8 protein-coding genes are annotated in these 11,396 nt (G+C 61.8%); 5 read left to right on the top strand and 3 right to left on the bottom strand.

Features of this window, described 5'->3' with window-relative positions; genetic code table 11:
- Positions 1-270: 270 nt before the first annotated feature.
- A complete protein-coding gene (locus ACT53S_RS14460) occupies positions 271-4,047 on the top strand; it encodes a vitamin B12-dependent ribonucleotide reductase (RefSeq protein WP_476067519.1) in 3,777 nt (1,258 codons plus the stop codon).
- A gap of 15 nt (positions 4,048-4,062) precedes the next feature.
- Entirely contained in the window at positions 4,063-4,863 is an 801-nt protein-coding gene (locus tag ACT53S_RS14455; RefSeq protein ID WP_476067518.1) for a hypothetical protein, read from the top strand.
- 503 nt (positions 4,864-5,366) lie between these two features.
- Here ACT53S_RS14455 and ACT53S_RS14450 read toward each other — a convergent pair.
- Positions 5,367-5,726 carry an endonuclease domain-containing protein gene (locus ACT53S_RS14450; RefSeq protein WP_476067517.1) on the bottom strand — a complete coding sequence of 120 codons (360 nt, stop codon included), beginning with the start codon at positions 5,724-5,726 and terminating at the stop codon, positions 5,367-5,369.
- A gap of 94 nt (positions 5,727-5,820) precedes the next feature.
- On the opposite strand from ACT53S_RS14450, the gene ACT53S_RS14445 reads away from it, so the two are divergent.
- The 3 genes from ACT53S_RS14445 to ACT53S_RS14435 all read left to right on the top strand — a co-directional run bounded on the left by ACT53S_RS14445 (position 5,821) and on the right by ACT53S_RS14435 (position 8,401).
- Positions 5,821-6,003, top strand: a complete 183-nt coding sequence (locus tag ACT53S_RS14445) for a YegP family protein (RefSeq protein WP_476067516.1) — start codon at positions 5,821-5,823, stop codon at positions 6,001-6,003.
- Positions 6,004-7,658: 1,655 nt separating this feature from the next.
- Complete coding sequence (locus ACT53S_RS14440; RefSeq protein WP_476067515.1) at positions 7,659-7,898, top strand: DUF378 domain-containing protein; 240 nt, start codon at positions 7,659-7,661, stop codon at positions 7,896-7,898.
- A 191-nt stretch (positions 7,899-8,089) separates the two neighbouring features.
- The gene (locus tag ACT53S_RS14435; RefSeq protein ID WP_110793227.1) at positions 8,090-8,401 is read left to right on the top strand and encodes a DUF1883 domain-containing protein; all 312 of its coding nucleotides are present in this window, start codon (positions 8,090-8,092) and stop codon (positions 8,399-8,401) included.
- A gap of 46 nt (positions 8,402-8,447) precedes the next feature.
- Here ACT53S_RS14435 and ACT53S_RS14430 read toward each other — a convergent pair whose 3' ends face one another.
- Both ACT53S_RS14430 and ACT53S_RS14425 read right to left on the bottom strand, forming a co-directional pair.
- Positions 8,448-9,854, bottom strand: a complete 1,407-nt coding sequence (locus ACT53S_RS14430) for a flavin monoamine oxidase family protein (RefSeq protein WP_476067514.1) — start codon at positions 9,852-9,854, stop codon at positions 8,448-8,450.
- Positions 9,844-11,337 carry a diguanylate cyclase domain-containing protein gene (locus ACT53S_RS14425; protein WP_476067513.1) on the bottom strand — a complete coding sequence of 498 codons (1,494 nt, stop codon included), beginning with the start codon at positions 11,335-11,337 and terminating at the stop codon, positions 9,844-9,846. The genes ACT53S_RS14430 and ACT53S_RS14425 overlap by 11 nt, the downstream gene beginning before the upstream one ends.
- Positions 11,338-11,396 lie beyond the last annotated feature (59 nt).

The raw sequence follows: 11,396 nt of genomic DNA, 5'->3' as shown, positions 1-11,396 counted from the left end.
GAGGTGGAACGGCGTTCTGACGACGCCGCCCGCGCTAGGATTTCTGTGCGATTTTTGACCGCCAAGCGGGGGTCTATGTCTGGCGGCAATAAATTGTTAATACTATATTTAGCGTTTGCAGCCACCATCACCACAAGATACAGGGTGCCGTAGTCTTCGGATGAATCACCTGACAGACGAACAAATCACCGGCTGCGCGGTTTGACGCGTGCAGACGGACGCCATTTTTCGCGCCGATTTCCGGCGCCCAAGATCGAGGGACACAGGCAGATGCGCATTGAACGTCGCTTCACCAAACCGGGACAGTCCGCTTACGCGGAGATCGAGTTCCGCAAGGCCATCAGCGAGATCAAGAACCCCGACGGCTCAATCGTATTTCGTCTTGCCGACATCGACGTCCCGGCTCAGTTCAGCCAGGTGGCGGCGGACATTCTCGCCCAGAAATATTTCCGCAAGGCCGGCGTGCCGAAGATCCTGAAGAAGGTCGAGGAGAACGACGTTCCCTCCTTCCTCTGGCGCTCGGTTGCCGATGAAAAGGCACTCGCTGCTCTGCCCGCGGAAGAGCGCTACGGCTCGGAAACCGATGCCCGTCAGGTTTTCGATCGCCTGGCCGGCACCTGGACCTATTGGGGCTGGAAGGGCAAGTATTTCTCGTCGGAAGAAGACGCTGCCGCCTTCAAGGACGAGCTCGCCTATATGCTCGCCACCCAGCGCGTCGCACCGAATTCCCCGCAGTGGTTCAACACCGGCCTGCACTGGGCCTATGGCATCGACGGCCCCGGCCAGGGCCATTTCTATGTCGACCCCTTCACCGGCAAGCTGGTCAAGTCCAAGTCTGCCTATGAGCACCCGCAGCCGCATGCCTGCTTCATCCAGTCCGTCGAAGACGACCTGGTCAATGAAGGCGGCATCATGGACCTCTGGGTCCGCGAAGCGCGTCTGTTCAAGTATGGCTCCGGCACCGGCTCCAACTTCTCTTATCTCCGCGGCGAAGGCGAAAAGCTGTCCGGCGGCGGCCGCTCCTCCGGCCTCATGTCCTTCCTGAAGATCGGTGACCGCGCAGCCGGCGCCATCAAGTCCGGCGGCACCACGCGCCGCGCGGCCAAGATGGTCGTCGTTGACATCGACCATCCCGATATCGAAGCCTATATCGACTGGAAGGTGAAGGAAGAGCAGAAGGTTGCCGCCCTCGTCACCGGTTCCAAGATCGTCGCCAAGCACCTGAAGGCGATCATGAAGGCCTGCGTCAACTGCGAGGCCGACAACAATGCCTGCTTCGACCCGAACGAAAACCCGGCCCTGAAGCGCGAAATCCGCGCCGCGAAGAAGGACCAGGTTCCGGAAAACTATATCAAGCGCGTCATCCAGTTCGCCCAGCAGGGCTACAAGGATCTCGAGTTCAAGACCTACGACACCGACTGGGATTCGGAAGCCTATCTCACCGTGTCGGGCCAAAACTCGAACAACTCCGTCTCGCTGAAGGACGACTTCCTGCGCGCTGTCGAAAACGACGGCGAGTGGAACCTCACCGCCCGCAAGGACGGCAAGGTCATGAAGACGCTGAAGGCCCGCGACCTCTGGGAGAAGATCTCCTATGCCGCCTGGGCATCGGCCGATCCGGGCCTGCACTTCAACACGACGATGAACGACTGGCACACCTGCCCGGCTGCCGGCCCGATCCGCGCGTCGAACCCGTGCTCGGAATACATGTTCCTCGACGACACGGCCTGCAACCTGGCTTCGCTCAACCTCCTGCAGTTCAAGGATGCGCAGACGAAGAAGATCAACATCGCCGACTACGAACACGCCGTCCGCCTCTGGACCGTCGTTCTCGAAGTCTCCGTGATGATGGCGCAGTTCCCGTCGCGCCAGATCGCCGAACTCTCCTACGAATACCGCACGCTCGGCCTCGGCTATGCGAACATCGGCGGCCTCTTGATGTCCTCGGGCATCCCGTACGATAGCGCCGAAGGCCGCGCCATCTGCGGTGCTCTGACCGCGATCATGACCGGCGTCTCCTATGCGACATCCGCCGAAATCGCTTCGGAACTCGGCCCCTTCCCGGGCTTTGCACCGAACCGCGACAACATGCTGCGCGTCATCCGCAACCACCGCCGCGCCGCCTATGGCCAGGCGGATGGATATGAGGGCCTGTCGGTCAACCCGGTTCCGCTGATCCATGCCGACTGCACAGATGTCGCACTTCTCGCACATGCAACGGCTGCCTGGGACAAGGCACTCGAGCTCGGCGAAAAGCACGGCTACCGCAATGCCCAGGTCTCGGTCATCGCACCGACCGGCACGATCGGTCTCGTCATGGACTGCGACACGACCGGCATCGAGCCCGACTTCGCGCTGGTGAAGTTCAAGAAGCTCGCCGGTGGCGGCTACTTCAAGATCATCAACGCTGCCGTTCCGGAAGCGCTGCGCACCCTCGGCTACTCTGAATCGCAGATCGCCGAGATCGACGCCTATGCCGTCGGCCATGGAAACCTGAACCAGGCGCCGGGAATCAACCCCTCGACGCTGAAGGCCAAGGGCTTCACCGACGAGAAGATCGAAGCCGTCAACGGCGCGCTGAAGGCTGCCTTCGACATCAAGTTCGTCTTCAACCAGTGGACGCTCGGCGCCGACTTCCTCAAGGAAACCCTCAAGGTCTCCGACGAGCAGCTCGCCGACATGAGCTTCAACCTCTTGGAGCACATGGGCTTCTCAAAGAAGGACATCGAAGCCGCCAACATCCATGTTTGCGGTGCGATGACGCTCGAAGGCGCCCCCTTCCTCAAGAAGGAACACCTCGCCGTCTTCGATTGCGCCAATCCCTGCGGCAAGATCGGCAAGCGTTATCTCTCGGTTGAATCCCACATCCGCATGATGGCGGCTGCCCAGCCGTTCATCTCGGGCGCGATCTCCAAGACGATCAACATGCCGAACGAGGCGACCGTCGAAGACTGCGGCGCCGCCTACATGCTGTCCTGGAAGCTCGCGCTGAAGGCCAACGCGCTCTATCGCGACGGCTCGAAGCTCTCCCAGCCGCTCAATGCCTCCCTCATCGAGGACGAGGACAACGAGGACGGCGTGGAGGAACTGCTCCAGCAGCCCGCCGCTGCCCAGGCCGTCACCATCACCGAACGCATCGTCGAGCGCATCGTCGAACGGGTGGTCCGCGAACAGGAAAAGCTGCCGACCCGCCGCAAGGGTTATACCCAGAAGGCCAAGATCGGCGGTCACACCATCTTCCTGCGCACCGGCGAATATGACGACGGCCGTCTGGGCGAAATCTTCCTTGATATGAACAAGGAAGGCTCGGCTCTGCGCGCCTTCATCAACAACTTCGCCATCTCCGTCTCGCTCGGCCTGCAATATGGCGTGCCGCTCGAGGAATATGTCGACGCCTTCACCTTCACCAAGTTCGAGCCGGCCGGCATGGTCACCGGCAACGACGCGATCAAGAATGCGACGTCGATCCTCGACTACGTCTTCCGCGAGCTTGCGATCTCCTATCTCGGTCGCAGCGATCTCGCCCATGTCGACACCTCCGACTTCTCCGCGACCGCACTCGGCCGAGGCGTCAAGGAAGGCAAGGCGGACGTCGTCTCCAAGGGCCTGACCCGCGGTTACAAGCCGACGCTCGTCTCCAGCCACATGCCGGCTGCCGCCGGCGCCGAGCCCAAGGGAGCCGCCACCGCCGCCCCCGCCAAGGCCTCGACCGTCACCGCCTTCTCCGCCGGCGCCACCGCCCGCAAGCTGGAAGTGACCACCGCCGTCGCAACGTCTGAAGTCGTGTCCTTCAAGCGCGACTACGAGGAACGCGCCCAGGAACTGGCCGAGGAGATCGCCGAAGAAAGCGTCTTCACCGACGCCGCCGCGGACGAGGCCGCGGCCGCCAAGGCCGAAGCCAAGAAGCTCGAGGCGTCGCGCCGCATGCGCTCCATCGCGCAAGGCTATACGGGCAACATGTGCTCGGAATGCCAGAATTTTACGATGGTGCGGAATGGGACGTGTGAGAAGTGCGATACGTGTGGCGCGACGAGTGGGTGCAGCTGAGGACCGAGACGCTCAATGAGCATCTTTGACACGAGTTCTGTGGAGGCGGGCCATCGAAGGCTCGCCTCTTCGCTTTATCAATATACTGCTGCTTTGGAAGCCACAGGAGTTTTGGTGGATGCGGCACTTCTCCGCCAGAATTTTGTAAGGCCAGATCCCGAGGGACAGGTTCAGTTTCTTGCTCTCTCCCAACTCGGGTTTCGTCTCGTCAACGATATCGGTGCTGCGATAAAACTGCTCGAAGCGGGATATTTCGTTCAATCAGCCGCATTCGGGCGGGACATGGCTGAGATCGGGATGCTGACTATCCACTTTGCTGGAAATCCGGATGACCTGCTCAAATGGGCGAGACTAGAAGGTAAGCAGCGCTACCGCTCATTTGGACGATCTCAGTTAAAGACCACAGCAGCACCGAAACACTTCACCTACTTTAACGACCGATTTGACTTCTTCTCAGAGTTCGGGACCCATCCCTCTTTCCAATCGATCGCCGCACATCTGGATGGAGATCAGTTGCATGTTGGGCCACATATCAACCAATCGCTTTTTCAGAACACCTACCGAGATTTAGCAAATCTTGCCTGGCGCGCAGCTGATATTGGAGGCTTGGTTTACAAGGCAGTATTTGACCTCTCGGTAGCAGAACTGCTGCCCAACGAGTTCGCTTCGTTCATGCATCACGGCGACGTCTTAAGGAACCTTGAGATCAAGGATATCGAGGACGATAAGTCCACGAAATCCGTCGAAGCCGACGAGTTCAGTGGAGACAATTTCACCTCCCCCCATGCGGGGGAGGACGGAAAATCGAAGGCTTAGGCGAGCGTAAGCCGCCTAAACTTCAGATTTTCCAGGAGAGGGGCACAGTTCCGCTGGTACCCCACCTCACCGAGCCCCTCTCTTGCGAAATCTGAGGTTTGGCCCTGATCGGGCCAATTCCTCGATTTCGCTTTCTCCCCCGCAAGGGGGAGACAGGACGCCGCGAACGTCTTGCCCTCGCAATCAGCCCCACCGGTGCACTGGAACTCGCCACGACATTGGCTGGCCAGAAATCCTGACCTCAACCCACCTCCCCCCCTTGCGGGGGAGGAAGGAAAATCGAAGGTTTTAGGCGAGCGTAAGCCGCCTAAACTTCAGATTTTCCCGGAGAGGGGCACAGTTCCGTTGGCACCCACCCCACCGAGCCCCCTCTTGCGAAATCTGAGGTCTGGCCCTGATCGGGCCAATTCCTCGATTTCGCTTTCTCCACCGCAAGGGGGGAGATAGGACGCCGCGCTCGGCCATCATCCTGTTCTCCCCCACAAGGGGGAAGATAGGCCACCTCACTCGCCGCAGTTCCTCAACTCCTCGAGAATAAAGCTGCAGACGCCATCGAGATTGTCCTCGACCTCGCCATTCCAGACCCTCAGCACCCGAAAACCTTGAGAGCGAAACCAAGCGTCTCGTCGCGCATCACGCTCGCTGTCCGCATGTTGATGCCCGTCCACCTCAATGATCAGCCGCGCCTCGAAGCAGACGAAATCGAGGATGTAACCGTCGAGCGGCACCTGTCGCCGGAACTTGAAGCCGCCGAGCTGTTTTGCGCGCAGCACCTGCCACAGCCGATTCTCCGCCCAGGTAGCATCGGCCCGCATGGCGCGAGCAAAACGACGGTGACGCTGCGGCACTTCTCTATGCGGCATTCGACCCTCTCGAGACCACCACAGATTGCACCTGGTTCGTGGCGGAGAAAAGAGGCTTCCGCTAGGCATTGAAGGCTTTCGAAGGGAGGACGATATGGAGAGCTGCAAGGACCGGAATGGCGATACTTGGGAGATCTACAAAAGCGATGGGTGGCGGTGGCAGCGCAAGGCGGCAGGCAACAACAAGATTGTCGGAGCTTCCACCGAAGCCTACGTCAACAAGAGCGACTGCATCGCCAATGCTCAGCGCAATGGAATGACCTGCACCCCAAAGTGAGCCGCCCACCTCCCCCCATGCGGGGGAGGACGGAGAATCGAAGGCTTAGGCGAGCGCAAGCCGCCTAAACTTCAGATTTTCCCGGAGAGGGGCGCAGTTCCGTGGGCGCGCACCTCACCGAGCCCCCCTCTTGCGAAATCTGAGGTTTGGCCCTGATCGGGCCAATTCCTCGATTTCGCTTTCTCCCCCGCAAGGGGGGAGATAGGTCCGCGAACGTCTTGCCCTCGCAATCAAACCCACCGGTGCACTGGATATCGCCACGACATTGGCTGGGCAGAAATCCAGGCCGCACCCACCTCCCCCCATGCGCGGGAGGACGGAAAATCGAAGGCTTAGGCGCGCGTAAGCCGCCTAAACTTCAGATTTTCCCGGAGAGGGGCGCAGTTCCGTTGGCGCTCCCCTCACCGAGCCCCCCTCTTGCGAAATCTGAGGTTTGGCCCTGATCGGGCCAATTCCTCGATTTCGCTTTCTCCCCCGCAAGGGGGGAGATAGGACCGCGCCCGCTGCCTCCCCCCCTCACTCTCCCTTCGGGCACCTTCTCCCCGCAGGCGGGGAGAAGGCCGAGACGGCCAACGCTTGCGCCCCCCTCTCCCCGCTTGCGGGGAGAGGGCAGGGTGAGGGGCAAAGGCCAAAAACGCGGCGTCAGCGGCAAAAAAAGGGGGATGAATTCGAAACATTTCCCAACAAAATCAAACCCCGACATGTTTTTTCATCCCCGCACATTGGCACCCTCGTAGACTCAACCCCGTCCCGCCCTCGGATACACCTGACGATGCGATGTCAGGCGAGGCGGGGCCGGCGCCGGGGTGGAGGGTTGTCGCAGACCTGAATTCCCGGCCCGCTGCAACGGTCTCCCTCCGGACGTGGGGCTGGATACGAAGGTGACGGGGTCGGATGCCTCTTCACTGGATACCCCGATCGGAAGGACGTGCCTCAGAGGCACACAGACAAGGTGCCCGTGCCGTCGCGAAGATCCCAGACGGCGGGGCGAAACAAACGGCGGGGATGAGGACCGAGGTCGAAAATGACCAGGATCGCATCCCCCGGGCGAGGGTCCCGGTCGGAATGGTGCACCATCCGGCGGGAACCTCCCGGGCCACCGGCCAGGCTGAAGCGTCATCTCACGGTGATGCGGGCGCCGGACCCTACGCCCGGTCGAACGTCGGACGGATCGAAGGATCGTCACGACGCCCGTCGCCGCCTTGCCAGAGGGACGCATGCAGTGGGAATAGACGCCGAACGGGGCGCCGGAAGGAGCCACATAATTCCTTAGACAGGTTGCTTCTGGCGCCTCGTCCGAGACAAGCTTGCCCCATCCGGAGGGAGATGATCCCGACCGGCGGCGACGCTTGGGTTTTTTGACAATTGGTCTTTCCCTCTCCCCCTTGTGGGAGAGGTTACAAAATCGAGGGCTTGAGAGCGATCAGGGCTAAACCTCAGATTTTGTTGGTGAGGGGATCGGTGATGGTAGCACGGAGAACGGACCCCCTCACTTGCGATTTCTGATGTTTAGGCGGCTTGCGCTCGCCTAATTCATCGAAATCGCTATCTCCCCCGCCAGGGGGGAGATGGGCGCCGCGCAAGACGCAAGCACCACCCGGAACCAATCTCATTTGAAACTGTTAGCCCTACTCTACACCAACGGAGAGAATCCCATGCGCGCCCTCAACCTCGTTACCCTGCTTCTCGTCATCGTCGGCGGACTCAACTGGCTGCTCGTCGGCATCGCCGATTTCGACCTCGTCGCCACCCTGTTCGGCGGCCAGGATACGGCACTGGCGACGATCGTTTACGCTCTCGTCGGCCTGTCGGCCCTGTGGCAGCTCGTGCCCTTCTTCAAGGCGATGCAGGTCGGCGAGACCCATGCGGAAGCCAATATCGGCACGCATCGCTAAGCAACGCGTCGCCGTCCTTTCGAGACATGAACGCGGGGTCGGCGTTGCCGGCCCTGCTTTCGTTTTGGTGAAGACAAAGTCCCAAAAAAGTCCGCCCTCGCCCCGGCCAGCCGGGCTTGCGGCCAACGCTTCCTTAACGGGCGCGCGGTATTTTACGATAGCTTAAAAGACTGGACGGAGACTCAAGCGAAATGTCCAAACCGACCTTCCGCTTCACCCATTACGACCTGAAAGAACAGCGCGCCGGCACGATCATCGAGGTGACGCTGTCGGCCGTCAACAATGTGCGGCTGATGACGCCGACGAATTTCCAGCGCTTCAAGGAAACGCTCGATTTCAAATTTTTAGGCGGCGTGGCGAAGAAATCGCCGCTCAACATCGTCATCCCCGAAAGCGGCCACTGGCACCTGATCGTCGACATGGAAGGCCATCACGGGCTCGCCGAATCCAAGGTGAAGATGATCGCAGCACCTGCCGTCCAGCCCAAACAGCGGGCCTCCTGAGCCGGCGCGTCCGGCTGCCCTGCCCTTCTCCCCGAGATCGACGGTCTTACTTGGCGCTCTTGTGCGTGGCGAGGATCGCGGCCGCCGCGCGTTCGCCGCTTTCGAGCGCACCGTGCACGGTGCCGAAATAGGCAGCACTCGTGTGTTCGCCGGCGAGCAGAAGCCGGGGACCGGCCGGGCCGGCCAGTACATCGTGATCGGCGGGTTCCGCCCCGACGGCCGGGAAGGAATAGGCGCCCAGCGCAAAGGGGTCGGACGACCAGATATGGCGGACGATCGCCTTGGGCGCACGCGCCTTGTCGCCGAACATGTCGGCCAGCACGGTCGCCACATCGCTCCGCAGCGCAGCCTCGTCCATGGCCTCGACCTTCTCGACATAGTCGCCGCTGGCGACCATGGTCAGCACCGGGACGCCATGGATCGGCACGAGGTTCAGCATATCGGCAAACCGCCCGCGGGTTTCGCCGGCATAGCCGAGGAAATGCGTCTCCTTGGGCCAGAAAGCCTCGTCAAAGGCAACCGAGACCTTGGCGAGCCGACCGAAACCGATGGCGGCGATGGCCTTCTGATGCGGCTGCGGCAGCGGCGGACCGAAGGTGATGGCGCCGGCTTTCAGGACGCCGAGCGGCACGGTGACAATGCAGTGATCGGCGGTGAGCGTGCCCTTTGCGGTTTCCACGCTGACCCCGTCCGAAGAGTGCTTGATGCGGCGGACGGCTTCGCCGAGCCTGATATCCAGGCCCTTGGCGAGCGCCTTCGGCAAGGTGTCGTAGCCGTCGCGCAGCACGGCGTCCGGTCCGTCATAGAGGTCCCCGGCATCGAAATGCAGCGCGGAGATCTGCGAAAGCGGTGCGGCGAGCTCACCTTCATAGGTGTCGGTCAGGGCCCAGTTGCCGATCGGCTCCTTGACAAGGGCCGGGTCGATCACCTCGATGACGTCGAGCAGCGAGAGCGCCTTGTCGCCATCGGCCTCTTCGGTCGCCTTGTCGGCAATCGCGTCCATGTCGTCGAAGATGTCGTCGGTCTCGAAATCCTCCGGCTCCATGCCGCCGGGCTGGAACAGCTGCCATTGTTCCTGATCAACGAAGAAGGGCCTAGCACCGGTTTCGGTGGCGAGCTTCGCCACGGGATTGTCGTTGAACCCGTGAATGAAGTTGGCGCCGTGTTCGACCGGCACGCCCAGGCTGCGATCGGTGAAGATGCGGCCGCCGATCCGGTCGCGCGCCTCGATGACGACGACCTCGGCACCGGCCTCGATTAGTGCGGCTGCTGCCGACAAGCCAGCCATCCCGGCTCCGACCACGATGACCTTCAGGCCCGTGCCGCCCCCCTGCCCCGACCGCCCAGCCGGTTGCGACTGCTGCGCCAGGGTCCGGCCCGCCAGCGGCAGCGTCGAAAGACCTGACGCGGCAAGCAGAAGCAGCAGGCGGCGGCGGTGGAGATCAGGCCGCATCGACGACCGCACCGACGGCCGGCGCCTCCAGATCCTCGGCGAAGAAGACCCGGCCGCGGCCGGTTTCCTTCGACGCATACAGCGCGCGGTCGGCCATGGCCATGATGGTGCGCGCCGAAGCGCCGTTTTCCGGTGCGGTCGCAATGCCGAGACTGATGCCGACATCCACCACGGCACCCGTCGAAAGGCTGATGGGATCTGAGACGGAAGCGATGATGCGCTTGGCAAGAGCGGCAAGACGCGTCCGGTCACGCGCGGCAGAGAGCAGGATGAGGAATTCGTCCCCGCCGACGCGACCGACGAGGCCGGTATCCCCCACCGCTTCGCTCAGACGTTCGGCGACCGTGCGGATCACCTCGTCGCCGGCGGCATGGCCGTGGCCGTCATTCACCGCCTTGAAGCGATCGAGGTCGCATGCGACGACCGCGAAGGGCGCCTGGGCAAGCCGGTCGGCCGCCTCGTTCAACGCCTTTTCGAAGAACAGCCGGTTCGCAAGCCCCGAAAGCGCGTCGCGGTGGGCGAGATCACGGTTGCGTCGCTCGCTCTGCTCCAACCGGACCGACAGGCGGCTGATATAGCGCCCGAGCACGAAGCTTGCGACAAAGAGCAGGCCGCAGAGCAAAACGGTGGCGGGGACGACCACGGGCCAGATCTCGGCACCCGGACGGTAGAGGTCCCAGTCGAAGCTGCCGAGGGATCGGCCGCTGACGCTCTGGATCATGAGCAGGCCATCGCCGCTTCGATTGAACTTCAGATCGGCATATTCCAGCTGTCCATTGAGATCTTTGACAAATTCCGCACTGATCGGGCGAGCCGAAATGAGAACGACCGGATCGCCTTCCGGCAATGCTACCTCGCCGTCGTCAGGCACGATCGCCATGGCCGTCGTGAGCATCACTTCGCCATCGATCTCCGCATAGCCGAAAGCCGCGACCTGATGGATCTCGGAGGCCGGGACCGGCTTCTGGCCGTAGCCGCCTTCGATGGTGATACGGTGAACCCGGTGCCTTGCAATCGCCAGATCGGCAATCGCCTTCAAATCTTCGTCGGCCTTGAGATCGCGCGCCGTCAGATCCACCTCATCCTGCCAGGCTGACATCAACAGGCGCCCACCCGGGCCGACCAGGAAACTGCGTTCATGCCCGAAATCATACCACAGCGACGAGACAAACTCTTCGACCACGTAGGACGACCGGAACTTCAAGGTGATGTACTTGACGGAACGGTCCCAGCGCGCAAGCCCGAGCTGGTCGCGCGCCAGCAGGCCGTGACGGTCCCGCAGAACATTCTCCAAGAGCACCAGTTGCTTGTCGACGGCGATCTCGTCCGCCTTGTGGGAGGCGATATAGCCGATGAACAGCAGGGACAACGCAGAGAGCGTAATCAGGACGAAGGCGAAGAGCCGCACGAGCGCAGGCAGGCCGAAACCGCGCGGGGCACCGCCCTCGGACTGCAATTGTGAAAGTGAACCGCTCTGCGTCATACCCTGCTCCTTTACTGGCGGGACAGACTAGAGGAGAGCACTTAAAACCAACTTAAACT

This window comes from Allorhizobium sp. DMC15 (genome assembly GCF_056314065.1).
The sequence above is the reverse complement of the archived record's forward strand: the minus strand, read 5'-3'. Positions and strand labels throughout refer to the sequence as shown.